The sequence below is a fragment of the Frankia sp. BMG5.60 genome, assembly GCF_059428125.1.
This window is the reverse complement of record NZ_CM182091.1, coordinates 201,604-224,843: the sequence shown is the minus strand read 5'-3', so window position 1 is coordinate 224,843 and position 23,240 is coordinate 201,604. Positions and strand designations below refer to the sequence as shown.

General features: G+C 73.9%; 19 protein-coding genes and 1 pseudogene. 7 read left to right on the top strand and 13 right to left on the bottom strand.

Features of this window, described 5'->3' with window-relative positions; translation table 11 throughout:
- Nucleotides 1-35: 35 nt before the first annotated feature.
- Entirely contained in the window at nucleotides 36-677 is a 642-nt protein-coding gene (locus AC5R91_RS00935) for a TetR/AcrR family transcriptional regulator (protein ID WP_495395158.1), read from the bottom strand.
- Between the two features lie 299 nt (nucleotides 678-976).
- On the opposite strand from AC5R91_RS00935, the gene AC5R91_RS00930 reads away from it, so the two are divergent.
- The 6 genes from AC5R91_RS00930 (at nucleotide 977) to AC5R91_RS00905 (ending at nucleotide 6,563) form a co-directional block, all read left to right on the top strand.
- Nucleotides 977-2,428 (top strand): aldehyde dehydrogenase family protein, encoded by a 1,452-nt coding sequence (locus AC5R91_RS00930; protein ID WP_495395157.1) that lies wholly within the window; start codon nucleotides 977-979, stop codon nucleotides 2,426-2,428.
- Nucleotides 2,429-2,471: 43 nt separating this feature from the next.
- On the top strand, nucleotides 2,472-3,290 hold the full coding sequence (locus AC5R91_RS00925) for a mycofactocin-coupled SDR family oxidoreductase (RefSeq protein ID WP_495395156.1): 819 nt from the start codon (nucleotides 2,472-2,474) through the stop codon (nucleotides 3,288-3,290).
- 36 nt (nucleotides 3,291-3,326) lie between these two features.
- Nucleotides 3,327-4,535, top strand: coding sequence for a cytochrome P450 (locus AC5R91_RS00920; protein WP_495395155.1), 1,209 nt, complete (start codon nucleotides 3,327-3,329; stop codon nucleotides 4,533-4,535).
- Between the two features lie 29 nt (nucleotides 4,536-4,564).
- Nucleotides 4,565-4,750 carry a ferredoxin gene (locus tag AC5R91_RS00915; RefSeq protein WP_495397873.1) on the top strand — a complete coding sequence of 62 codons (186 nt, stop codon included), beginning with the start codon at nucleotides 4,565-4,567 and terminating at the stop codon, nucleotides 4,748-4,750.
- A gap of 121 nt (nucleotides 4,751-4,871) precedes the next feature.
- Nucleotides 4,872-5,396 carry a cupin domain-containing protein gene (locus AC5R91_RS00910; protein ID WP_495395154.1) on the top strand — a complete coding sequence of 175 codons (525 nt, stop codon included), beginning with the start codon at nucleotides 4,872-4,874 and terminating at the stop codon, nucleotides 5,394-5,396.
- 102 nt (nucleotides 5,397-5,498) lie between these two features.
- Nucleotides 5,499-6,563, top strand: a complete 1,065-nt coding sequence (locus AC5R91_RS00905; protein ID WP_495395152.1) for a phosphotransferase family protein — start codon at nucleotides 5,499-5,501, stop codon at nucleotides 6,561-6,563.
- A 54-nt stretch (nucleotides 6,564-6,617) separates the two neighbouring features.
- Here AC5R91_RS00905 and AC5R91_RS00900 read toward each other — a convergent pair whose 3' ends face one another.
- Nucleotides 6,618-7,442 carry an SDR family NAD(P)-dependent oxidoreductase gene (locus AC5R91_RS00900; protein WP_495395151.1) on the bottom strand — a complete coding sequence of 275 codons (825 nt, stop codon included), beginning with the start codon at nucleotides 7,440-7,442 and terminating at the stop codon, nucleotides 6,618-6,620.
- Nucleotides 7,443-7,763: 321 nt separating this feature from the next.
- Here AC5R91_RS00900 and AC5R91_RS00895 point away from each other — a divergent pair, with 321 nt between their 5' ends.
- Nucleotides 7,764-7,991 carry a hypothetical protein gene (locus AC5R91_RS00895; protein WP_495395150.1) on the top strand — a complete coding sequence of 76 codons (228 nt, stop codon included), beginning with the start codon at nucleotides 7,764-7,766 and terminating at the stop codon, nucleotides 7,989-7,991.
- Between the two features lie 28 nt (nucleotides 7,992-8,019).
- Here the strand turns inward: AC5R91_RS00895 and AC5R91_RS00890 are convergent.
- From AC5R91_RS00890 to AC5R91_RS00840, 11 genes and pseudogenes are all read right to left on the bottom strand, one after another.
- Nucleotides 8,020-9,645 (bottom strand): annotated as a pseudogene (locus AC5R91_RS00890) (cobyric acid synthase); the annotation flags it as partial.
- Nucleotides 9,642-10,736, bottom strand: a complete 1,095-nt coding sequence (locus AC5R91_RS00885) for a cobalamin biosynthesis protein (RefSeq protein WP_495395149.1) — start codon at nucleotides 10,734-10,736, stop codon at nucleotides 9,642-9,644. The pseudogene AC5R91_RS00890 and the gene AC5R91_RS00885, both read right to left, overlap by 4 nt.
- A 208-nt stretch (nucleotides 10,737-10,944) precedes the next feature.
- Entirely contained in the window at nucleotides 10,945-14,028 is a 3,084-nt protein-coding gene (locus AC5R91_RS00880) for a DEAD/DEAH box helicase (protein ID WP_495395148.1), read from the bottom strand.
- Between the two features lie 191 nt (nucleotides 14,029-14,219).
- Nucleotides 14,220-15,224: a twin-arginine translocase subunit TatC gene (gene tatC, locus AC5R91_RS00875; protein ID WP_495395147.1), complete on the bottom strand. Its 1,005-nt coding sequence runs from the start codon at nucleotides 15,222-15,224 to the stop codon at nucleotides 14,220-14,222.
- 204 nt (nucleotides 15,225-15,428) lie between these two features.
- Entirely contained in the window at nucleotides 15,429-15,701 is a 273-nt protein-coding gene (tatA, locus tag AC5R91_RS00870) for a Sec-independent protein translocase subunit TatA (protein WP_495395145.1), read from the bottom strand.
- Between the two features lie 349 nt (nucleotides 15,702-16,050).
- Entirely contained in the window at nucleotides 16,051-16,266 is a 216-nt protein-coding gene (locus AC5R91_RS00865; RefSeq protein ID WP_495395143.1) for a hypothetical protein, read from the bottom strand.
- 10 nt (nucleotides 16,267-16,276) lie between these two features.
- On the bottom strand, nucleotides 16,277-17,269 hold the full coding sequence (locus AC5R91_RS00860; protein WP_495395142.1) for a helix-turn-helix transcriptional regulator: 993 nt from the start codon (nucleotides 17,267-17,269) through the stop codon (nucleotides 16,277-16,279).
- Between the two features lie 3 nt (nucleotides 17,270-17,272).
- Nucleotides 17,273-18,355: a helix-turn-helix transcriptional regulator gene (locus AC5R91_RS00855; RefSeq protein ID WP_495395141.1), complete on the bottom strand. Its 1,083-nt coding sequence runs from the start codon at nucleotides 18,353-18,355 to the stop codon at nucleotides 17,273-17,275.
- Nucleotides 18,356-18,574: 219 nt separating this feature from the next.
- Nucleotides 18,575-19,231, bottom strand: coding sequence for an FKBP-type peptidyl-prolyl cis-trans isomerase (locus tag AC5R91_RS00850; RefSeq protein ID WP_495395140.1), 657 nt, complete (start codon nucleotides 19,229-19,231; stop codon nucleotides 18,575-18,577).
- A 13-nt stretch (nucleotides 19,232-19,244) separates the two neighbouring features.
- Entirely contained in the window at nucleotides 19,245-20,603 is a 1,359-nt protein-coding gene (gene pafA, locus AC5R91_RS00845) for a Pup--protein ligase (RefSeq protein ID WP_041939239.1), read from the bottom strand.
- 57 nt (nucleotides 20,604-20,660) lie between these two features.
- Nucleotides 20,661-22,865 carry an ABC transporter permease gene (locus AC5R91_RS00840; protein WP_495395138.1) on the bottom strand — a complete coding sequence of 735 codons (2,205 nt, stop codon included), beginning with the start codon at nucleotides 22,863-22,865 and terminating at the stop codon, nucleotides 20,661-20,663.
- Nucleotides 22,866-23,240: the final 375 nt, after the last annotated feature.

Sequence of the window (23,240 nt, the reverse complement as noted above, 5' to 3'; positions counted from 1 at the left end):
GCGGGCCGGGCGAGCCGCGAGGTGCCGGCTGGCCTTCACCGGGTCGAGTCCGGCGGGGGCCGGCCGGGCTCCAGCAACAGCGGGAGGAGCAGGTCGACCAGCTCGGTGCAGGCCGCGACGATCTCCGCGTCGCCGATGGTGTCCGTCTCGAGACCGTGAGCCAGCACCTTCAAGGTGATCGCGCCGTAGAGGCACTCGATGACGCGAGCCTGGGTGACCGGGTTGATGGGTTCGCCGCGCTCGGCCGCCCGGGTGAGCACCACGCCCGCGGCTCGGCGATGGCGTTCGGCCACGTCGGTGGTGACCTGGGGGGCGGCGCGGCTGGCCACGGCCTCGACCGTGAGGCGCAGCGTCGCGAACCCGACGGGGTCGAGCAGGAACCGCAGCATGTTCGCGCTCAGCGCGATCAGGTCGTCGCGCAGTGATCCGGTGTCGACGTCCTCGATCGCGCGGGACCGCACCAGGACGCTGTCGACGAGGAGCGTGTCGCGGTCGGGCCAGCGCAGGTAGACCGTGGACTTGCCGACCCCGGCGCGCCGGGCGACGCCGTCGACGGTGAAGCCGCTCGCGCCGCGTTCGAGGTACTCGTCGATGGCGGCGTCGAGGATGCGCCGCTCGGCGTCGGCCCTGCGAGGCCGGCCGGGGGACCGTCGCGCGGCCGTCGCGCCGTCACCCATGGATCTCCTCCCCGCCGCGTCCGCGAGCCGATCCTCACCGTAGCGGCGAGCAGCGGGCCCTGCGGAGCCGATCTCTGCGTCAGGATTTACGGACGACTTTGTCCGATTCCTTGACACGTGACGACCACCACAGTTCACTAAGGTCACTCAGTCACCTCACTGCTCTCCCTGATCCGCTCACCTGCCGATCCGCTCACCCGCCGATCCGCTCACCCGCCGATCCGCTCACCCGCCTTCCACTCACCTGCCGATCCGCTCATCCACTCCGTCGTGCGCGCGGGAACGTCCCGAGGAGCCCCATGTCAGACATCGACCGCACCCCGCCGAAGGTCCACCTCCGCATCAACGGTGAGAGGCATGCGTCCGGCTCAGGGGGCACCTACGGTCACGTCAACCCGGCCACCGGCGAGGTCGACGCGCAGATTCCGCTCGCGGACTCCGACGAGATCGACCTCGCCGTCACCGGGGCGCACGAGGCGTTCCAGACCTGGAAGCGCACCCCGCCCGCCCAACGCCGCGCCCTGCTCATCAGGCTCGGGGACCTGATCGAGGCCCACGCGGACGAGTTCGCCCGGCTCGGGGCGCTGGACAACGGCACGCCGCTCACCGTCGGAGCGGCCTTCCCGGTGCTCTCGGCGGAGTGGACCCGCTACTACGCCGGCTGGGCCGACAAGATCCAGGGCGACCTGACCGGCAACCCCGTCCAGGACGGCGAGCTCGGTTACACCCTCGCCCAGCCGTACGGCGTCATCGGGATCATCATCACCTGGAACGGCCCGCTCATCTCGCTGGCCATGAAGATCCCGGCCGCGGTCGCGGCCGGCAACACCGTGGTGGTCAAGCCCTCCGAGCTCACCCCGTTCAGCGGGGAGCTGTTCATGGACCTCGTCGAGCAGGCCGGGTTCCCGCCCGGGGTCGTCAACGTCCTGCCCGGCACCGCCGAGGCGGGCGCGCAGCTCGTCTCCCACCCGCTGGTCAAGAAGGTCACCTTCACCGGTGGCCCGGCCACGGCGACCAGGATCCTCGAGGCGTGCGCGCCCAGCATGAAGCCCGCCGTCCTCGAACTCGGCGGCAAGTCCGCCAACATCGTCTTCGACGACGCCGACCTCGACGTGGCCTGCCAGCTCGGGACGACGTTCTCCCTGATCGCGCTCTCCGGCCAGGGCTGCGCCTTCGCGACCCGGATGATCGTGCACGAGGACGTCTATGACGAGGTCGTCGCGCGGGTGAAGCTGATCGCGCAGAACATCCCGATCGGTGACCCGTTCGATCCCGCCGTCGCCTCCGGTCCGGTCGTCAACCAGGCGGCAGTCGAGCGGATTCTCGGGATGATCGAGCGGGCCAAGGAGCAGGGCGCGACCCTGCTGGCCGGCGGGAGCCGGATCGAGCGTGCCGGCTACTTCGTCCAGCCGACCGTCTTCACCGACGTCGACCCGGACTCCGAGCTCGCCCAGACCGAGGTCTTCGGACCGGTGCTGACGATCTTCAAGTTCCGAACCGAACAGGAGGCGGTCGCCCTGGCCAACGGCACGCGGTATGCGCTGTCCTCCTACGTCCAAACCCGGGATCTGCAGCGGGCGCTGCGAGTCGCCGCCGAACTCGAGGCCGGCGAGACGCTCATCAACGGCGCGACCAACCTCAAGATCGGCCGGCCGTTCGGTGGGTTCGGGCTTTCTGGTGTCGGCAAGGAGGGCGGCCGGGAGGGAATCGAGGAGTTCCTCCGCATCCGCAGCGTCGGCATCGCCGTCTGACCTCACCGGCTTCTCACCGGCTCGCGAGACAGGACAGGAAACAATGACCGGAAAGCTCGAAGGGCGCGTGGCCTTCATCACCGGCGCCGCCCGCGGCCAGGGCCGCGCGCACGCCGTCCGCCTCGCCCAGGACGGCGTTGACATCATCGGCGTCGACATCTGCGCGGACATCCCGTCGATGAACTACCCGTGCGGCACCTGGGCCGAGCTCGAACAGACCGCCGGCCTGGTCGAGAAGGAAGGCCGGCGCATGGTCGTCGGCAAGGCCGACGTCCGTGACCAGGCTGCGCTCCGGGCCGTCTTCGACGAGGGGTACGCCGCGTTCGGCCGGATCGACATCATCCTCGCCAATGCCGGCATCCTGCGGGTCGGCGACAGCGTCGACCCGCAGCGCGAATGGCAGGACACCATCGACATCCTGCTCACCGGCACGTTCAACACCGTCCAGGTCGCGCTGCCACGGTTGCGAGCGGGCGGACGTGGCGGCTCGATCGTCATCACCTCCTCGAGCGCGGGGCTGAAGGGCACCGCCAGCGAGGAGCCGAGTGCCCAGGCATACACGGCCGCCAAGCGGGGCCTCGTCGGCTACATGCAGGTGCTGGCCAACCAGTACGCCGCCGAGATGATCAGGGTGAACACCATCCACCCGACCGGCGTCGTGTCGGGCATGACGATGAACGCCGCGATGCAGGCGGCGATGGCGAAGGCGGACACCAACATCTCCGCGATGCAGAACGCCCTGCCGATCCCCATTCTCCAGCCCGAGGACATCGCGAACGCCGTCGCCTACCTGGTCTCCGACGAGGCGACGTTCATCACCGGGACCCAGTGGGCCCTCGACGCCGGCTTCACCGTCCGCTGACGTCCCGGAACAGCTAACAGCTAAGGAGAATCGGCGATGACGACACCCACCACCGAGGTCACCGACCACCGTCTCGTGGGGGTAGGCGCGGTCGGCGACGCGGGCGACCGTTTCGACGCGCTGCGTGCCTTACACCGCGTCGTCAGGGTGACCGAACCCGAACGCTCGTACTGGATGGTGCTGGACCACGATCTCGTGCGTGAATGCCTGCAGAATCCGGCGGTCTTCTCCAGCGAGGTCATCACCCCGCTCAGCCCGGACCCGCCGTTCGCGATGATTCCCATCCAGCTCGATCCGCCGGAGCACACGCAGTGGCGGCGGCTGCTGGCGCAGTACTTCTCCCCGCGCACCATGGGGCTGCTGCGACCGCGCCTGGAGGAGCGCACCGCCGAGCTCGTGGCGGCGGTCCGCGCCAAGGGCGAATGCGACTACGTCGAGGATTTCGCGCTGGAGCTGCCGACGGTGGTCTTCCTCGAGCTGATGGGGCTGCCGATCGACGAGTTGCCGACCTTCCTGGAATGGGAGAAGCAGGCGCTCGCACCGACCGACGAAGGCGTCTTCGACCCGGAGCGGCAGGTCGGCGGGATCTTCTCGGTCGTCGGGTACTTCCAGGCCGAGATCGCCCGCCGGCGGCAGAGCGGCGAGCGGGGAGAGGGACTGCTCGGCGCGATGCTCGGCTGGGAGCTCGACGGCGCGCCGGCTCCCGACGACGCCCTGGTCAACTGCTCGCTGCTGCTTTTCCTCGCCGGGCTCGACACCGTGGCGATGAGCCTGTCCTTCGCGATGCACCACCTCGCCACGCACGACGCCGACCGGCGCCATGTCGCCCGGCTGGCCGCCGCCGGCGAGCCGCTCGACGGCGTCGTCGAGGAGCTGCTCCGCTTCCACGCCGTGCCCGAGGTCGGCCGGAAGGTGAAGCAGGACATCGAGATCGACGGCCAGCGACTGCGGGCCGGTGACCTCGTGCTCTTCCCGCTCGTCGCCGCGAACCGGGACGAGGCGCTCGTCGCCGGCGCCGACACCGTCGACCTCGTCTCCCGCCCGCCCGCCCCGCACCTGGCGTTCGGCGCCGGCCCCCACCGGTGCCTGGGCTCCCACCTCGCCCGGATCGAGATGACCGTCGCGCTCGCCGGCTGGCACCGCACCATCCCCGACTACGCCCTGCGCGACGGTGCCACACCCCAGGCGTACTGGGGCAACGTCCACGGCATCTTCTCCCTGCCCCTGGCGACATTCGGGTCCTGACCCGAGCGAAAGGACGACCCTTGAGGATCGTGGTCGACACCGGGCTCTGCTCGGGCCACGCCCGCTGCAACGCCACCGCCGAGGACCTTTTCCCCCTCGACGACCTGGGCTACGTCGCCGTGACCGACCCGGATGTTCCGGCGGGCCAGGAGAAGCGTGCGCACGACGCCGTCGCCGCCTGCCCCGAGCGGGCGCTGAGCCTGATCGACGAGTGACGGCGGACGGGCCCCCTCCTAGGCTGCATCACAGGCACCACCGGATCACAGGAACCACCGGATCACAGGAACCACCGGTCGGGCACGGCCAGGCCCGATCTCGCCGCCAGGAGGATGTGACGTGCACCTTCGACGCGTGGTGACGGGCGTCGGCCCGGACGGTGCCGGGATCTTCGTCCAGGACGGGCCGGCACCCCACGTGATCACGAACGACGACCGGCCGGGCCTCGAGGTGAGCTACCTGTGGTCCACCGACGAGCCGCCCTCGGTGCCCGGCAGCGGCGCGGAGAGCACCCGGCTCGACCAGGAGCCCGTGCCGCCTGCGGGGGGAACCCGTTTCATCGCCGTGACGTATCCCCCTGGGTTCGGCCTCCCCGACCCCGCCGCCGGGCTGTCCGCGGACGTCGACGACGCGGCGGCGGACGCCCCGTTCGACGACAGCCTGCTCCACACGACGGAGACGGCCGACTACGGCGTGGTGCAGCGTGGTGAGATCTGCATCGTGCTCACCGGCGGCGAGGAGCGCGCCCTTGCGGCCGGGGACGTGCTGGTTCAGAACGGCGCCGCACATGGCTGGCGCAACCGCCGCGACGAGCCCGCGGTCGTGCTGTACGTGATCGTCGGAGGCCGAACCGGCCTGCGCTGAGGCCGCGGGAGTCCTCGTCGACCGCCCGACTCGGCAGTGGGGCGGTCGCGGCGCGGGCGCCGCACGTCCACGCCGTCGTCGAACGTGTGGAACCCTGCATCTGTGGCAGATGCGAGCAATCTGATCAATCTGGCAGCCCTGACCGGCTGGTTGGACGAGCACGTCCCGAGTCTGGGGGACGGGCCGCTGGCGACGGCCCTGGTCTCGGGCGGGTCGACCAACCTGATCCTGAGCCTCGACCGGGGCGGCCGGAAGGCGATCTTCCGCAGCCCGCCGCCGGAGGGCAGCCCGCAGGGTGCGCGCACGATCCAGCGCGAGGCCACCGTCCTGCGCGCGCTGACCGGGACCGATGTCCCGAGCCCGGAGTTCCTCGGCTTCTGCGCGGACGACTCCCTGCTCGGGGTCAGCTTCTACGTCATGGAGCTGGTCGACGGCTGGGCGGCCACCATCACCGCCGAGAACGAGACGATCTGGCCGGCGGGTTTCGACGGCGGCCCCGACCAGCACTACATCTGCTGGGCGATGACCGACGGGCTGGTCGCGATGGCCAACCTCGACTACGAGGCGGTCGGACTGGGCGGCTTCGGCCGGCCCGAGGGGTTCCTCGAGCGCCAGCCCGACCGGTGGCTGGGCCAGGTCGACGGCTACCGCCGGCGCTACCCGAAGTACGAGCCACGCGACCTGCCCGGGCTGCGGTACGTGGCGGACTGGCTGCGGGACAACGTCCCCCCGCCGTCGCGTCCCGCGCTCATCCACGCCGACTACGCGCCGAACAACGCGCTGTTCCACCACCGGCCGCCGGCCCGGCTCGCCGCGATCATCGACTGGGAGACCGCGACCATCGGCGATCCCCTGCTCGACCTCGCCGCCTTCGCGAACAACCTCGTCACCGCCGACGAGGACGACGGCGCCATGCGGTACTTCACGCCGGGACGCTTCCCGCACCGCGACGACGTCATCGCCTACTACGGCGAGCAGACCGGCCGCGACGTCTCGACGATCGGCTACTACTCGGTCCTGTCCAAGTGGCGCGCGGCCTGCATGATCGAGTACAAGGTCGCCGAGTCGATCCAGGGCCTGTCCCCCAGGGCCAAGGGCGACCGCTTCGACGCGATCGTCCGCCGCCTGCTGCTCGACTCCGAGGCCCTGGCCCGCTCCCTGACCTGACGGCCTAGCCCAGCGGCATCCACCGCCACCGCCACCGCTACCGCGCAGCGGTGGTCAGGATCGGGTGGATGCGGCGAACAGCTCGTCGGTGGCCTGGCGCAGGCGGTGGCGAGCGTCGGGGTCGTAGGCCTGGGCGAGGGCGCGGGCCTCGCGCTGGCCGGCGAAGTAGCGGCCGGTGCCCGAGGTGGCTGCGGGACCGGTGATCAGGTTCAGGGTGGCGTCGCCTCCGTCGGTGACGGTGCTGCTCACGGGGGAGCCGGCCTGGCGGACCATCGTGGTGTCCATGAAGGTCGCGGGGTGCAGGGCGTCGACGGTGACGGCGGTGCCGGCCAGCTGTTCGGCCAGGTCGAACGTGCCCATGATCTGGGCGAGCTTGCTGCGGCGGTAGGCGCGTACGCCGTCGTAGCCCTGGACGGTGAGCAGGTCGGCGAAGTCGAGGGGCTCCTGCCCGGCGGAGGCGACGTTGACGATCCTCGCCGGGGCGGACCGGGTCAGCAGCGGCAGCAGCAGCCGGGTGAGCCGGTAGCCGGCCAGGTAGTTGACGGCGAAGCGCAGCTCGATGCCGTCGACGCTGGTCTCGCGGCCGGCGCCCGGCGCGCCGAACCCGACGCCGGCGTTGTTGACCAGGACGTCGAGCCGGTCGGTGTGCCGCTCGACGTCGGCGGCGAGGCGGGCGACCGCGCCCAGATCCGCGAGGTCGGCGAGCAGCACCTCGGGCCGCGGTCCGCCGGCCGCGCGGATGCGGCCGGCCACCCGCTCGGCGCGCGCGGCGTCCCGGCCATGCACCAGCACCCGCCAGCCCGCGCCGCCCAGCCGTTCGGCCAGGTGGGCGCCCAGCCCGTCGGTCGCCCCGGTGATGAGGACCGTGCCCTCGTCCATCGTGCGTTCTCCTCTCGGCCGTCCTGGCAGGGACCCGTGCCCGGCGGAGGGGCCGTTCCTGTCGAAACGGCCCTGCCCGTCAACCGGGTGGGAACCCGTCGACCGCGGCGGCTCTTCCCGTGACGGCAATCCCGCGACGGATCCGATCGGTTGGACGAGACGGGTAGGAACGTTCGGTACGGGCATAGGCACCTTCAGCGACCGCGACGCGTCGCCGACTCGTGGCGGCGCGGGATCGCGGCCGCGGCCGCCGGTCCCCGGTGCCTGTACCGGAGTCGGGGCCGGACCGCATCACGACGCCCAGAGGAGAGGCCGCCCATCATGACCACGACCGTGGAGCACGGGAACATCACCGGGACGAAGGACGCCCAGTACGACCTGCTGTGGTTCACCGAGATCTGCCTGAGCAACGCGCTGCGGCTGGAGATCTACGCCGCCGACGCCGAGCGCGACGGCGATCGGGAGCTGCACGACCTGTTCCGCCGGGCGCAGACCGAGAGCCGCAAGGGCGCCGAGCAGGGCAAACAGCTCCTGCGTAACCGGCTCTGACCGCCGGCAGTTCTGACCACCGGCGGCGTCACGGCGCGCCGGGCGGGACGAAGGGCAGGCCGGGTGGGGCTCCCTCGTCGAGCAGGCGCCGCAGTGCGGCGGTGTCGAGATGGTCGGCGACCAGGTCGCCGAGGACGTCGAGGCGGCGGCTGCGCACGTCCGCGAAGCGGGTGCGGGCCGCAACGAACGCCCGCCCGGCCGCACCGGCGACGTCGGCGAGGTAGGCGCGGCGGAACTCGTCGCTCTCCAGCAGGCCGTGCCAGCTCGTGCCGGCGACCGCGCCGACCCGCACGCCGTCGGCGGCGAACGGCTCGGCGGCGGGATGGTCGGCGACGGAGAGCCGGCCGTGGCGGATCTCGTAGCCGCTCACCGGCCGGCCGGCGGCGTCGGTCGCCGCGCGGCGGCCGAGCAGCTTCGACGCCTCGAAGGTGGTCGTCACCGGCAGCAGGCCGAGGCCGGCGACCTCCCCCGCACCCGACTCGACGTCGTCGTGGATGCGCCGGCCGAGCATCTGGTAGCCGCCGCAGATCCCCAGCACGGGCCGGCCGGCGGCGGCGCGGGCGGCGACGGCGTCGGCGAGGCCGCGTCGGCGTAGCCAGCGCAGGTCCTCCACCGTCGAGCGGGTGCCGGGCAGCACCACGAGGTCGGCGTCGGCCAGCTCATCCGGATGGGTGACCAGCCGCACCACGACGCCGGGCTCGGCGCGCAGCGCGTCGAGGTCGGTCACGTTCGACAGCCGGGGCAGCCGGACCACGGCCACCCGCAGGCTGTCCCGCCGTTCGCCGCGGTGCCGCGGCGAACCCGAGCCGGCCCGGGCGTCGGAGCCTGCCCGCGACCCGGGACCGGAGCCGGCGAGGCCGGCCGCGCCGAGGCCCGAGTTCCCGTCGGGGACGTAACCGGCGTCGTCGGCATCGTCGGCATCGGGGTAGGAGGCCAGGTCGAGGGAGTCCTCGACGTCGAGCCAGAGCCCGGAGCGGAACGGGACGACGCCGTGCACGGGCCGGCCGGTCAGCGCCTCGATCTGGCGCAGCCCGGGTTGGAGCAGCCGGGCGTCGCCGCGGAACCGGTTGATCACCCAGCCGGCGACGAGGGCCTGATCGGCCCGGTCGAGCAGCGCCAGCGTGCCGAACAGGGCGGCGAAGACCCCGCCCTTGTCGATGTCACCGACGACGATCACCGGCAGGTTCGCCGCGCGGGCCAGGCCCATGTTCGCGATGTCGGTGGACCGCAGATTGATCTCCGTCGGGGACCCGGCGCCCTCGCAGATGACCGCGTCGAACCGGCCGCGCAGGTCGTCGAGGCAGTCCAGGACGATCTTCGCCAGCCGTTCCTTGTACGGGCGGTAGCCCAGCGCGTCGACCTCGGCGACGGGCCGGCCGAGGACGATGAGCTGGCTGTGGCGGTCGCCGCCCGGCTTGAGCAGCACCGGGTTCATCGCCGCCTCCGGCTCCACCCCGGCCGCCGCGGCCTGCATCGCCTGCGCCCGGCCGATCTCCGCGCCGTCCGCGGTGACGGTCGAGTTCAGCGCCATGTTCTGCGCCTTGAACGGCGCGACGCGCACGCCCTCGCGGGCCAGCCAGCGGCAGATACCCGCGGTCAGCACGCTCTTGCCGGCGTCCGACGCCGTCCCGGCGACCAGCAGTCCCCCGCTCACCTGCGCGAACCCCCCTCGGCCCCGGCGCGGCGCACCCGGCGCAGGCCGCGGGCCAGCAGCGCGGACGCCGCGCCGCCGGCGAGCGTCGTCACCGCGAGGCACAGTGCGCTGACCGCGCCGGACAGCCGGGCGGCGGCGACGACGTCGGCGCCCCGCGGCGCGCGGCCGAACCCCAGCTCGGGCCGGTGTTCGACCCGGTACGGGTAGTGCAGCTCCCCGCCGAGACGCAGGCCCAGCGCCCCGGCGAACGCGGCCTCGGCCATCCCGGCGTTCGGGCTGGGATGGGACCGGCCGTCGCGGCGCATCACCCAGAACGCGTCGGCGGCGCTGCCCCCGACGACCGGCGCGCACACGCAGGTCGCGAGCGCGCACAGCCGGGCCGGCAGCAGGTTCACCAGGTCGTCGAGGCGGGCCGCCGCCCAGCCGAACCGTTCGTAACGGTCGCTGTGATGGCCGATCATCGCGTCGAGGGTGTTCACCACCCGGTAGCCGGCCAGCCCCGGCAATCCGGCGACCGTCCCCCACCACAGCGGCGCGACCACGGCGTCGCAGGTGTTCTCGGCGATCGACTCGACGGCGCCGCGGGCGAGCCCGGCCTCGTCGAGCCGCGACGGGTCCCGCCCGCACAACGCCGGCAGCCGCGCCCGGGCGCCGGCCAGGTCGCCGGCGAGCAGCTCGGCACCGAGCCGCCGGCCCTGCCTGCGCAACGACGCCCCGCCGAGCACCACCCAGGTCACCGCCGCGGTCATCGCGACCGCCGCGCCGTCATGCTCCCAGCCGCCGTCACGCTCCCAGCCGCCGGACCGGTCCGCCACGGTGGACCGTGCCGGCACCGCCCGGGGACGTCCCCACGCGTGCTCGACCGCGGCGGCGGGAACGGCGACGGCGGCCAGCAGCAGGGCGGTGTGCAGCGCACCGGCGGCGCGGCCGTCCCGGTAGACGTGCCGTTCCAGCCGGGCGGCGGCATGCCCGAAGCCGGCGACCGGATGCAGCCGCGCCGGATCGGCGAGCAGCGCGTCGAGGGCCGCGCCGAGGACCAGCCCGCCGGCACGCGCCGCCGCGCGCCGCCGCGCAGCACCGCCAGAACGCACAGCACCGCCGGAATACGCAGCACCGCCAGAACGCACAGCACCGCCGGAACGCACAGCACCGCCGGAATACGCAGCACCGCCAGAACGCACAGCACCGCCGGAACGCACAGCACCGCCGGAATACGCAGCACCGCCGGAACGCACAGCACCGCCGGACGTGACCGCCGAGCGCCGATCCGCCGCACCGATCATCGCCACCGGCGCCGGCTCAGACACTGGTCGCGTAGGCGACGACGCCACGGCGCAGCGCGTCCATCGCGGAGCGGGCGGTGCGGCGCACCCGGGAGTCGTCGGGGGCGACCTTGGCGATCTGGTCGAGCAGGTCGAGCAGTTGGCGCATCCAGCGGACGAAGTCGCCGGCGGTCAGCTCCAGCCCGCTGTCGGTAAGGACCCGCTCCAGCGGCCGGCCCACCGCCCAGTCGTGGGCGGCGGGGACGAAGCCGAGCTCGGGCGGGCGCAGGAACGCCAGCCGGTGGCCCTGCTCGGTCGCGGCGAGCCGGAACGCCAGGCGGCCCATCTCGTCCAGGCAGTCGCGCAGCGCCGCGCCGCCGGGCAGCGCCGGGACGCCCACGTCGTCGCCGCGCGGCTCGAAGACCAGGCTGGACACCGCGGCGGCGAGCGCCGGCGCGGTCAGGTCCTCCCAGATGCCGGCGCGCAGGCACTCGGAGACGAGCAGATCCTGCTCGGAGTAGATGCGCGCCAGCACCCTGCCGGCGTCGGTGACCGTGTCGCCGTCGAGGTAGCCGAGCTCCGCCAGCGCCGCGCGGACCCGGTCGAACGTCTTCGCGACCGTGTTCGTGCGGCCCTCGACCTTGCGGGAGATCGCCGCGGTCTCCTTGGTCAGCCGGTTGGCCTGCTCGGCCGAACGCAGATGCTCCTCGCGGCGCGGGCAGTCGTGCACCGGGTGGGCGCGCAGGGCGCGGCGCAGCCGGGCGAGTTCGGCGTCGTCCGCGGCGGCGGAGCGCGCCTTGGCCCGCCGGCCGGGCGGACCGTCGGGGTCGACGTCCGCGGCCCGCAGCGAGGAGGCCAGGTCGCGGCGGGACTGCGGCGAGCGCGGGTTGAACGACCGCGGCACCCGGACCCGCCCGAGCGGCTCCACCGCGACCGGGAAGTCGACCAGCGACAGCCGCCGCACCTGCTTGTCCGCGGTCAGCACGACGGGACGGGGCCCCTCGGCGCCGACCGCGCCCGCATCGGCGTCGAGGACGACGGCGAGCCCGCTGCGCCGCCCGGCGGGCACCCGCACGATGTCGCCGGTGCGCAGCCGGCCCAGCGCCGCCGCCGACTCGGCGCGTCGGCGCGCCGAGCCCTCCCGGGACAGCGCCGCCTCCCGCTCACGGATGTCGCGGCGGATCCGGTCGTACTCGGCGGCGTCCCCGCGGTCACAGCTCAACTGCGCGCGCATCTCGTCGATCGCCGCGGTGTTGCGCGCGACCACCCGCGCCAGACCCACCACGTCCCGGTCGGCCTGGAACTGCGCGAACGACGATTCGAGGACGGTGCGGGCCCGATCGGCCCCGAGCCGGCCGACGAGGTTGACCGCCATGTTGTAGGAGGGGCGGAACGACGAGCGCAGCGGATAGGTGCGGGTGGACGCGAGCCCGGCCAGCGCCAGCGGGTCAAGCCCCGACTGCCACAGCACGACGGCGTGGCCCTCGACGTCGATGCCGCGGCGGCCGGCGCGGCCGGTGAGCTGCGTGTACTCCCCCGGGGTGATGTCGACGCGGCTCTCGCCGTTGAACTTCGTCAGCCGTTCGAGGACGACGGTGCGCGCCGGCATGTTGATGCCGAGCGCCAGGGTCTCGGTGGCGAACACGACCCGGACCAGCCCCTGGACGAACAGCTCCTCGACGATCTCCTTGAACGTGGGCAGCATCCCGGCGTGGTGGGAGGCGATGCCCCGCTCCAGTCCCTCCAGCCACGCCCAGTAGCCGAGGACGCCGAGGTCGGAGTCGGGGATCCCGGTGGTGCGCTCGCGGACGATCGCCCGGATGCGCTGCTGCTCGGCCGGACCGACCAGGCGCAGCCCGGAACGCACGCAGGAGGTGACCGCGTCGTCGCAGCCGGCCCGGCTGAACACGAACACGATCGCGGGCAACAGGCCGTCGCGGTCGAGGCGTTCGACGACCTCCGGGCGGCCTGGCACCCACATCCGCCGCCGCGGGCCGGGCCCGCCGCGGCCCCGGCCGTTGCCGTAGCCGCCGGGCACCCCCCGGCTCTCCTCCCGGGCGAGCCGCACCAGGTCCGGGTTGACCACCCGGCCGCCCACCGTGGCCGTCGTGCCGCGGGCCCCGCCGCCGTTCGCGCGATCACCACCGCCCGCGCGGGCTCCCCCGGCCCCCCGGGCGCCCCCGTCGGACCGAGGGCCACCGGCGGGTCCGCCCGCCCCGTCCCCGTCGGACCGCGCCGCAGGGACCGTCGGCGACCACGTCCGAGCGCCGTCGGCGGCGCGACCCCGCCCGTCGCGGCGCCGGCCGCGCTCCCCGCCGCGGCCCCGGTCCCCGGATCGCCCACCCGAGCCGGGCGTGGCCGCGCCGGCGGAACCGGCGGCGGGCGGGGAACCCCAGCCGGGCCGGGCGAGCTCCTCCTCGGACACCGCCCGGGCGAGCGCCGCCCCGGCGGACGGCACCGGCGCGCCGGAACCGTCCTCGAGGAACAGGTCGTGCAGGGTGCGGTCGGCGAGGACGTGCTGCCACAGCGGCACCGGCCGGTGGTCGCTGACGATGACGCGGGTGTGCCCGCGGACGGTGACGAGCCACTCGCCGAACTCCTCGGCGTTGCTCACCGTCGCCGACAGCGACACCAGCCGGACGTGCGCCGGCAGGTGGATGATGACCTCCTCCCAGACGGCGCCCCGCTGGCGGTCGGCGAGGTAGTGCACCTCGTCCATGACCACGTAGGCGAGGTTGTCGAGGCCGCCGCCGCCGACCGGGCCGGCGTAGAGCATGTTGCGCAGCACCTCGGTCGTCATGACGACGACCGGCGCGGAGCCGTTGCGGGAGGTGTCGCCGGTCAGCAGGCCGACCTTGTCGGCGCCGTAACGGGCGACGAGATCGGTGTACTTCTGGTTGGACAACGCCTTGATCGGCGTCGTGTAGAAGCAGCGCGTTCCCGTGCTCAGGGCGAGGTGGGCGGCGAACTCGCCGACGACCGTCTTGCCCGCTCCCGTGGGCGCCGCGACCAGGACCCCTTCGCCGGCCGCCAGCGCCGAGAGCGCCTCGAGCTGGAACGGGTCGAACCCGAAGGGGAGGCTGGCGGCGAACTCCACGAGAGCCTCAGGCGTGGAGGACACATTGCCACCCTACGGGACGCGGCGCCCCCGCACCGCCCGCCACGGCAGGTGGAGACGCCCGTCGGGCCCGTCGCCGCGCCGAGGCGGACCGCACCCGGGTCGGCCGGTGGGGCGACCCGGGTGCACGGACGGTCGGGTGGCCGCGGGAGCCGACGCGTCGGGTGCTAGTCGACGTCAGGTGATGGTCGACGTCAGGTGATGTCGAGGTGCGACGGATCGCCGCCGGGAGCCGCGGAGCCGGTCCCCGCGCCGACCGGCGACGCCGGGGTCGACTCGGCCGGCCGGGCGGCGCCGGCCGCGCGGGGAGCGGCGTCGTCGTAGTCCAGCGGCGAGGTCTCGTCGTCGCCGAGGTCGGCGTACGGGGAGTCGTCGCCGCGGCGGGCCTTGCGCCGGTCGTTGATCCACCCGACGATCAGCGCGACCTCGTAGAGGATCACCATCGGCAGGCCCAGCGCCAGCATGGTGAACGGGTCCTGGCTGGGCGTGACGACGGCGGCGAAGACGAACACGAGGAAGATCTCGGCGCGCCGCCAGGACCGCAGCCGGGCGGTGGTGACGACACCGGCCAGGTTCAGCATGGTGACGAGCAGCGGAATCTCGAACGACAGCCCGAAGATCAGCAGCATCGCCTGGACGTAGCTGAGGTACCTGTTGCCGTCGAGGACGCTGACCAGGCCGTTGCCGCCGAACCCGAGCAGCAGGCTCAGCCCCGTGGACAGGGTCAGGTAGGCGAAGACGGCGCCGGTGGCGAACAGGATCAGCGAGATCCCGACGAACGTGAGCGACCAGCGCCGCTCGTGCCGGTGCAGACCGGGGGTGATGAACGACCAGAGCTGGTAGAGCCACACCGGGGAGGACACCACAGCCGCGGCGATCATCGAGATCTTCAGCCGGATGGTGAACGCGTCGAGGATGCCGAAGAAGTACAGGGTGCAGTTGGTCGACGCCGCGCCGTCGGGGCTGAAGCGCTTGCTGGCCGGCAGGTCGCAGTAGGGCGCCTTGAGCCAGTTGAAGATGTGCGGTTCGAAGATGAAGCACACGACCGCGGCGATCGCGAAGCCAAGGAGCGCGATCGCGATCCGGTTCCGCAGCTCACGAAGGTGCTCCGTAAGGGGCATCCGGCTGTCCTCGACCGTGCGGGTCCGCCGCTGGTGCACCGAGGCGAAGAGCCTGCGCGGCGTGGGGATCCCTGGCACGTCGGCGTCTCCTGGTCAAGGGGGCAGGGTCGAGGGTCAGGCAGGGTCGAGGGTCAGGCAAGGGCGAGAGGGCCCGCATTGTCGAGAGGGCACAGTGTCGAAAGGGCAGGCAGGGTCAGGCGGGCAGGTCTAGGGCGCGAGGGACCGCCGACCGCGACCGGCACCCACCGGCCGGACGCCGCGGCGCCCGGCCGGGACGTGCGGTCAGCGGTGGTCCGCCGCCGGGGCGGAGCCGTTCACGGACGCGCTGGACTGGGCCGCCTGAGCGGGGGCCGCAGCCGGGGCCTCGATCGGCAGCGGGGCCGGCTGGGCGACCGGGGCCGGGTGCTCGTCGTCACGCAGGCCCTTGGTCTCGGCCTTGAAGATGCGCAGCGAGCGGCCGAAGGAACGCGCCGCGTCGGGGAGCTTCTTCGATCCGAACAGCACCAGCACGACGAGGGCGATGATAATGATCTCGGTGGTGCCCAGGTTTGGCATGGTCTGCGTCCTCCGATGAGCGGAACCGGCCCCGGTCCCACGACCGGTGCGATCGATGCTACGTCCGCCAGCCTAGGAGGAGATAGAGGGCATACGGGTATCTCGGAGATGACGGCTGCGCAACGAAGCGAGTCTGCTGGACAAATTGTAGCTGTCCCGGAACCCTTCGCAAGCGAGATCCCGCAACGCCGCCGTCGATATCTCCCACAGTCATCGCGCGGACGCGCCACGTCAACCTTAACGTTACCCCGCGCCACGAGTCCGAACCCCGCGATCGCTCCTCATGGATCACGGAGGGACCACACCCGAGCCGCCCGCTCGCGCCCCGCATCCGGCCCGGTCGGGCTGATCAGGAGGTGCGCTCGGCAAGCCGGGCCGTGACCTCCGCATGGTTCAGTCGGGCGGAGAGCTCCGCGGTGTCGGCGGCGAGGCCGGACACCCGCGTCGACAGCTCGCCGAGAGCCCGGCGCACGCCGCGCACCTTCTGCCACACCCGCCAGGCGCACAGGGCGACCAGGACGAGCCCGCCGAGGATGAGCACGAGGTAGACGAGCGCCCAGAACATGCCGATCACCCTACCGTTCGCCGCCGGCGCCGCCGGCGGGGGCGTCGAGCCCGTAGGCGGCCAGCGCCCGGCGCGCCAGGGCGTGCACCTGGGCGGCCAGCCCCGCCGGCTCGACGACCCGCACGTCGGCGCCGAGGCCGAGCACGAGCCGGTGCAGCCAGGACGTCTCCCGCGCGTGAAGGGTGACCTCCAGGCGGCCGCCCGGCAGCTCCCGCACCCCCGTGACCGGGTAGTAGTCGGCGACCCAGCGGGCCGGCGAGGCGAGTTCGAGGACGACCCGGACGTCGGCCGGGCCGGGACGGTAGATCCCCTCGCTGGTGTCGCGGGACACCGCGCCCGGCGGCGGGGCGGCCGGGACGTCGAGCACCTCGACCCCGCCGGGCCCGTCGATGCGGTCCAGCCGGAACAGCCGCACCGCCTCCGCCCGGTGGCACCAGCCCTCCAGGTACCAGTGGCCCTCCCGGACCAGCACCCGCATCGGGTCCACGTCACGCTCGGTCAGCTCGTCGCGGGACCACACGAGGTAGCGCAGGTGCACCCGGCGACGTTGCCGCACCGCCCGCTGCACCGCGGCGAGCACCTCGGCATGGGTGTCGAGACTGACGCGCACCTGGCCGGCGACGCTGCCCGCCGCGCCGACCGCCTTCTCCAGCTTCTCCAGCGCCCGGTCGAGGGCCTCCCGGCCGGCGAGCCCCGGCACGTCGGCGAGCGCGCGGGCGGCGACGACCAAGGCCGTGGCCTCGTCCACGGACAGGCGCAACGGCCGGTCGAGCGTCTGCGGATCGGCGACGGTGATCCGGTCGCCGGAGTAGCTCAGGTCGATGAGGTCGCCCGGCGCCCCGCCGGGCAGTCCGCACACGAACAGCAGGTCCAGATCATCGCGTAGCTGCCGCGGCGTGATGCCGAAGGCCTCCGCGGCGGCCGGCAGCGGGATGCCGGGATGCGCCCGCAGCCAGGGGACGAGGGCGAGCAGCCGGCTCAACCGGTCGGTCGCGGCGCTCATCGCTCATCGCCCGCCGGGAACCGGAACCGCGGCGGCCTCGCGCGCGCCGGCGGTGCCTGCGGCCGCCGCCCGCAGCCGGGCGACCACGGCGGCGCGCAGCTCCGGCGGCCCCAGCACGATCACGTCCGGTCCCGACCCGACGATCCAGCGGGCGAAGCGCTCGGTGTCGGCGAACTCCCTCTCCACCAGGTCCATGTCCGCCGGTGCGACCAGCCGCCGCCCCGCCTCGGCCGACCGACATCCCACCTCGGCCGGCAGGCCGGTGAGCCGGTTCGGCGGCAGCTCGGTCGGCGGGCAGGGGTGGACGGGGCGGGCGCCGCGACGCAGCGCGTGGCCGGTGCCGCGGCGCACGGCGAGCGTCGCGGTGCGCACCCGGTCCGGCGGGGCCTGGGTGGAGACCATGGCGTGCAGGTCGACGTCCGGCGGGACGCGCACGGCCCCGCCGGGTCCGACCGGCCGCACGGGCCCGGCGAACCGGGACAGCCGGAACACCCGCGGGGCGCCGCGGACGACGTCGTGGCCCGCCAGATACCAGCGGCCCCGCCAGGACAGCACACCCCACGGCTCGACGTGCCGCTCGGCGATGTCGGTCTCGCCGACCTTGCGGTAGGGAAAGCGGATGGCCCGGCCGGCCTGCACCGCGGCGAGGCACGGCTCGAACGCGGGATCCGTCGCGTCGACCCGGGGCTCGAAGCCGTCCAGAGTGTCGAGGCCGGCGAGGCCGTCGAGGCCGCCGTCGCCGACCGCGGCGCTGCCGGCGGCCAGCTTGCGCAGTGCGCTCGCCGCCGGACCGGCCAGCGCCGTCGTCGACCACAGCGACCCGGCCAGCGCCAGCGCGGCGGCCTCGTCCGGCGCCAGGGCGATGTCGGGCAGGGCGTAGTCGCCGCGGCGGATCCGGTAGCCGACCTCGTCGCTGAACGCCGAGTCCGCCCCGGTCTCCAACGGGATGCCGATCTCGCGCAGGTAGGCCTTGTCGCGCTCGAACATCCGCCGGAAGGCCTCCTGCTCCTCCTCGGTGACGCCGGGCTCGTAGCCCTCCACCAGCTCGCCGAGCTGGGACACGGTGAGGAAACGCGATGTCGCCATCAGGCACATCGTCAGGTTCAGCAGGCGCTCCACCCGTCGCCGGGACACCTGACACACGCTAGCCGGCCAGCGGCGCCGGGCCGGCACCGCCCCCACCGCGACCTGTCACCCGGTCGGTCAGGCGCGGGGAACAGCAGGGTCCGGCCGGAAGCGACCGGCCCAGACGTTCGTCCGGACGCGTGGCATCGCGGCCAGGCCTGACCGCACCGCAGCCGCCGGCTAGGGCTGGACGGTCGCCCCGCCCGCGCCGGCACCGCCAGCACCGCCGCCGCCCTGGACGGCGAGCAGGTCGACCACGAAGACCAGGGTGTCGTCGGCGAGGATGGTCGGCGGCTGGCCGCCCGCCGGCCCGTAGCCGAGGTCGGGCGGGATGACGATCTGCCGGCGGCCGCCGACGCGCATCCCGTCGATGCCGCGCCCGAAGCCGGTGATCGTGCCGTCCAGCGGGAAGGTGGCGGTCTGCCCGCTGCCCCAGGTGGTGTCGAACTCCTGGCCGTTGCGCCACAGCACGCCGGAGTACTGGATGACCACGGTGCTGGTGGCCGAGGCGCGCGCCCCGTGGCCGGTGACGAGGTCGTCGGTGACCAGCGTGGTCGGCGGGGTGCCCGACCCCGCCGCGGACAGCGGCTTGCGGGTCAGGTCGGTGGCGTTCCGCACCGCGGGCAGGCGGGGCCCGGCGGTCACGGTCGGCGCCGGCGCGCCGCTGGTGCCGTCGGGGGCGTCCGAGGCGGAGCAGCCCGCAAGGACCGGGACAGCCAGCACGGCGGGCAGCACCACGCCGGCGAGCAGGCGCCGGCGGCGCGCGACCTGCGCGAGCGGGGCGGCCGCGCGCGGAGCGGTCAGGGCGGCGCGGGCGCGCCGCGGAGCGGACATCACAGAAGTCGGGTCCTCACATGCTGGCGATGAGCTTGTCGACCCGGTCGTCGACGGAGCGGAACGGGTCCTTGCACAGGACCGTACGCTGCGCCTGATCGTTGAGCTTGAGGTGGACCCAGTCGACCGTGAAGTCTCGCCGCTTCTCCTGGGCCCGCTTGATGAACTCGCCGCGCAGCCGGGCACGGGTGGTCTGCGGCGGCCGCGACTTGGCCTCGAACACGTCGAGGTCGCGGGTCACCCGCTCGACGAGGCCCGCCCGCTCCATCCGGTAGTACAGCCCGCGATCGCGGTGGATGTCGTGGTACTTCAGGTCGAGCTCGGCGACCCGCGGCGAGGCCAGCGACAGGCCGTGCTTGTGCCGGAACCGCTCGATGAGCACGTACTTCGTCACCCAGTCGATCTCGCGGGCGACGAGCTCGAGGTCGTCGGTCTCGATCGCGAGCAGCGTGCGGCCCCACAGGTCGAGCACCCGCTTGGCGACCTCGTCGCCGCCGCGGCGCTCGACGAACTCGACGGCCTTCGAGTAGTACTCCCGCTGGATGTCCAGCGCGCTGACCTCGCGACCGTTCGCCAGCTTGATCTTGCGCTGGCAGGTCATGTCGTGGCTGACCTCGCGGATCGCCCGGATCGGGTTCTCCAGCGTCATGTCGCGCAGCATGACGCCGGCCTCGATCATGCGCAGCACCAGATCGGTGGAACCGAGCTTGAGCAGCATCGTCGTCTCGCTCATGTTCGAGTCGCCGACGATGACGTGCAGGCGGCGGAAACGCTCGGCGTCCGCGTGCGGCTCGTCCCGGGTGTTGATGATCGGGCGGGACCGGGTGGTCGCCGACGACACCGACTCCCAGATGTGCTCGGCGCGCTGGGAGATGCAGTAGACCGCGCCGCGCGGGGTCTGCAGCACCTTGCCGGCCCCGCAGAGGATCTGCCGGCTGACCAGGAACGGCACCAGCACGTCGGCGAGCTTGGAGAACTCGCCGTGCCGCCCGACGAGGTAGTTCTCGTGGCAGCCGTAGCTGTTGCCGGCGGAGTCGGTGTTGTTCTTGAACAGATGGATGTCGCCGGCGATGCCCTCCTCCCGCAGCCGCCGTTCGGCCTCGACGAGCAGGCCCTCCAGGATCCGCTCGCCGGCCTTGTCGTGGGTGACGAGGTCGGGGACGGAGTCGCACTCCGGGGTGGCGTACTCCGGATGGCTCCCGACGTCGAGGTAGAGGCGGGCGCCGTTCTTGAGGAACACGTTGCTGCTGCGTCCCCATGACACGACACGACGGAACAGGTACCGCGCCACCTCGTCCGGGGACAGCCGCCGCTGCCCCCGGAACACGCAGGTGACGCCGTACTCGTTCTCCAGTCCGAAGATGCGGCGATCCACGTCTGTGACCCTATGCTCGGATGCCACCCTGGCGTGGCCAGACGCTCGGGCTCGAGGTCACCGGGATTCCGATCCGCCCGCCGTCGCACCCCCCGCGGGGCCTCCCCCACGCCCTGGTGGCGGGTCGCCCGGACGGGTCGGGGGCACCAGCCGGACGCCTCCGCCCGACGGTTCGATCGGCACGGTGCCTTCCAGCGGCGAGCGCCACGTCGGCAGCGGCGCCGCGACCGCGGCCGGTGGGCCACCGGGCGCGCTCCCCGCGCGCGCCGCCGGCGCCTGGTCCACCGCCGCCCCGCCGGACAGCACCGGGGCACCGGGCCGCACAGGGCCACCGCCGGGGAGCACAGGGCCACCGCCGGGGAGCACAGGGGCACCACCGGGGAGCACAGGGGCACCGGCCGCTTCCTGGGACGCCCACGCCTCGTCCGCCGCGGTCGCGCCGGCTCGTGCGGGCACCGTCGCCCCCACCCCACTCAATGCGCCCGTAGCCGTGGCCGTGGCGCCTGCGCCTGCGCCTGCGCCTGCCGGGATCGTGGCCCCGCCCGCCGGCACCGTGCCCGGCGCGGTCGTGCCGACCGGGGCGGTACCGGCCCCCAGTCGTTGCGGCCCCTGGCCCGACCGGGGGGTCCCGTGGGTACCCGGGTACAGCGACGGGGCGGCGCCGCGCTCCCCTATGAAGGCCAGCCAGAGGCCGACCACCAGCCAGACGGCCAGCACAACCACCGGTCGGCCGCCGGCCGCCCCCTCGAAGTAGCTGGTGGAGCGCAGCAGGGTCGCCCCCGCTCCGGGCGGCGCGAACTGGCCGATGTCCCCCCACGGGCGGGGCAGCATCTCCGGCGCGGACTGCACCGCCGACAGCGCGGCGCCCGCGACCGTCACCAGGACGGCGCCGACCAGGCCCGGCGTCCCCGCCACCGCGCCGACCCCCACGATCGGCCCGGCGACCGCCAGGGCCAGCAGGGTCAGCACCGCCATCGTCGTCAGGAAGGAGCCCGGCAGGACGTCCAGCGCGCCCTGCAGCGCCACCGTCCCGGCGAACCCGGAGAGCACCGCGAGGACCGCGATGCCGGCCAACCGGACCGCGCGGGAGCGGACCAGCCGGGCCAGCAGCACTCCCGCGGCGGCGATGACGAGCACGAGCGGCAGGTACCCGGCGGCCAGTCCCCCGCCGGCCAGGTCTCGAGGCGCGTTCGCGACCACGTCGACAACCGGGATCTCCAGACCGGGCATGAACACCCGGATGCCCCGGGTGATCGCCTCGGTCACCGCGGGACTGGCCGCCGAGGCGACCCGCAGCGTCAGTCCGTCGTCGCCGATGACGATCGCGGCGTAGGCGTCGCGGTCGCGCAGAGCCTGGTCGGCCGCGGCGACGGTCGGCACCGTGTGCACGGTCAGCGCGCCGGGTTCGACCCGGCTGATCTGGTCGGCGAGCGCCGTCGCCGCGGGCGCCGGACCCACGGTGAGGATCGGCAGGTCCCGTGGCCGCAGGCTGGTCACCGACGTCCCGTAGAGCCAGACGAGAATCCCCATCAGCACGGCCATCCCGACCGTGATGACACCGGCCCGGCGCACCGCGCGCAGGCCGAGCGGATCACGGCCGGGACGCTGCTCCGCCAGGGCGCCCGGCCTCCCCCGGCCCGCCACCGCGTCATGATGGGCGCCGGGGACCAGATCGGCGGACACCTCGCCCGCACCGCCGATCGCCTCCCCCGAACCAGGGATGCCGGCCGGGCCGGGCACCCCGACCGAACCAGGCACCCCGACCGAACCAGATACCCCGACCGAACCGGGCACCCCCGTCGGACCAGGCGTACCGGCCGAACCAGCGCCCGCGCCAGCGGCCGAGGTCACGCCCGGCGGGGTGTCGCCGGCAGGGACGCCGCCGTCCGGGGTCGGGAGCACGCTGCCGTCAGCGGCATGGCGGTGGCCGTACGCCGGTCGGTGGTCCGGCCAACCGGTGTCGCCCGGCCCGTGGTCGTGCAACGGGTAACCGGGATGGGCGTGCCGGCCGACCGCGGGATCGCCCCCGGCCGGACCATGGATGCCGGCCGAACCACCAGGGCCGTCAGCACCACCAAGGCCGTCAGCACCACCAAGGCCGTCCGGCTCGCGATGGACGTCCGGCTCGCGATGGACGTCCGGCTCGCGATGGACGTCCGGCTCGGCGTTCGGTCCGCGGGCGCCGTCCGACTGCGGGCCGGGTCGGTGACGTTGCCCGGGCAGCGGGCCGTGGTCGCCCTCCCGGTGCCTGCCGCCGGTCACCACGGGACCGCTGTCCCGGTCACGCCGGCCCGCGCCGCGCCCGCCGTGCCCCGCGAGTCCGCCGTCGCGCGCGCACGCGCCGTCCTGTTCGGCAGCGGTCTGCTCACCGCATCCTCCCCTCCGTCCGGCGGAGCCCGCCGGGACGCTACGGGGAGTAGCGTGACGCCTTCACGTTGTAGCGGCCCGTCCGACGGCGTGTCGTGGCACGGCGTTTCGCGACGGATCCGTCGTCACCCGGCGGTTCCCGGCACCGTCCGGCGGCCCCCGGCGGGGACACATGGGGTCGCTCCGGTGGGCCACCGCATGCAGGTCGCCGCGATGCGCCCGCACGCGCCTGCCGCGACGGTGGCACGTCCGACGCGGGCCATGCGGTCA

What these genes read in the sequence shown, in the direction of transcription:
- AC5R91_RS00935 (WP_495395158.1), bottom strand. Translation starts at nt 677, where the DNA reads ATGGGTGACGGCGCGACGGCCGCGCGACGGTCCCCCGGCCGGCCTCGC.
- AC5R91_RS00930 (WP_495395157.1), top strand. Translation starts at nt 977, where the DNA reads ATGTCAGACATCGACCGCACCCCGCCGAAGGTCCACCTCCGCATCAAC.
- AC5R91_RS00925 (WP_495395156.1), top strand. Translation starts at nt 2,472, where the DNA reads ATGACCGGAAAGCTCGAAGGGCGCGTGGCCTTCATCACCGGCGCCGCC.
- AC5R91_RS00920 (WP_495395155.1), top strand. Translation starts at nt 3,327, where the DNA reads ATGACGACACCCACCACCGAGGTCACCGACCACCGTCTCGTGGGGGTA.
- AC5R91_RS00900 (WP_495395151.1), bottom strand. Translation starts at nt 7,442, where the DNA reads ATGGACGAGGGCACGGTCCTCATCACCGGGGCGACCGACGGGCTGGGC.
- AC5R91_RS00895 (WP_495395150.1), top strand. Translation starts at nt 7,764, where the DNA reads ATGACCACGACCGTGGAGCACGGGAACATCACCGGGACGAAGGACGCC.
- tatA (WP_495395145.1), bottom strand. Translation starts at nt 15,701, where the DNA reads ATGCCAAACCTGGGCACCACCGAGATCATTATCATCGCCCTCGTCGTG.
- AC5R91_RS00865 (WP_495395143.1), bottom strand. Translation starts at nt 16,266, where the DNA reads ATGTTCTGGGCGCTCGTCTACCTCGTGCTCATCCTCGGCGGGCTCGTC.
- AC5R91_RS00860 (WP_495395142.1), bottom strand. Translation starts at nt 17,269, where the DNA reads ATGAGCGCCGCGACCGACCGGTTGAGCCGGCTGCTCGCCCTCGTCCCC.
- AC5R91_RS00855 (WP_495395141.1), bottom strand. Translation starts at nt 18,355, where the DNA reads ATGGCGACATCGCGTTTCCTCACCGTGTCCCAGCTCGGCGAGCTGGTG.